2 protein-coding genes are annotated in these 807 nt (G+C 73.9%); both read left to right on the forward strand.

The features are described from left to right. On the forward strand, window positions 1-227 hold a 227-nt coding region (locus FUT87_RS17785), incomplete at its 5' end, for a chemotaxis protein CheB (protein ID WP_310735244.1). Beyond that, the coding region (locus tag FUT87_RS17790) for a response regulator (protein ID WP_147241878.1) at window positions 224-807 on the forward strand (584 nt) is incomplete at its 3' end. The genes FUT87_RS17785 and FUT87_RS17790, both read left to right, overlap by 4 nt.

Genomic DNA, 807 nt, shown 5'->3' on the forward strand with positions numbered 1-807 from the left:
CCGCCGCGCTGCTGACCGGCATGGGCCGCGACGGCGCGCAGGGCCTGCTCGAGATCCGCCGCGCGGGAGGCGCGACGCTGGCGCAGGACGAAGCCAGTTCCATGGTCTACGGCATGCCGCGCGAAGCCGCCCAGTTGGGCGCCGCCGAGCGCATCCTGCCGCTGTCCGACATCGGCCCCGCCCTGATGGGATTGAGCGGCATGGCCTGGGGAGGAGCCCACAAATGAACAAGAGAACCTTCATCGTCGAGGACAGCCTCACGGTGCGGATGGACCTGCGCGAGGCGCTCGAGGACGCCGGCTTCGACTGCGTCGAGTGCGCCACGCTGGCCCAGGCCCGCGCCGCGCTGGCCCAGGGCGTGCCCGCGCTGGTGCTGCTGGACAACCTGCTGCCCGACGGCGACGGCGCCGCCTGGCTGCCCGAGCTGCGCGCCGCGCCGCAGGGCGGCGACTGCGTCGTGCTGATCCTGTCCAACGCCTCGCAGGCCAGCGACCGGCTGCGCGGCCTGGCCCATGGCGCCGACGAATATGTCGGCAAGCCCTATGACCGCCTCTACGTCATCGACCGGGCGCGGGAGCTGGTCCGCCAGCGCCAGGCCCGCCAGGCGACCCCCATGCCGCAACCGGCCTCGGTGCTGCTGATCGACGACAGCGAGACCTTCCGCGAGGCGCTGCGCGACGCGCTGGAGCCGCACGGCTACGACATCCACACCGCCGCGCACGGCGAGGAGGGCCTGCGCCAGGCCGCCGCGCTGCGGCCCAACGCGGTGATCGTCGACCAGCACATGCCCGGCATCGACGGCGCGGC

This window comes from Mitsuaria sp. TWR114 (genome assembly GCF_007997345.1).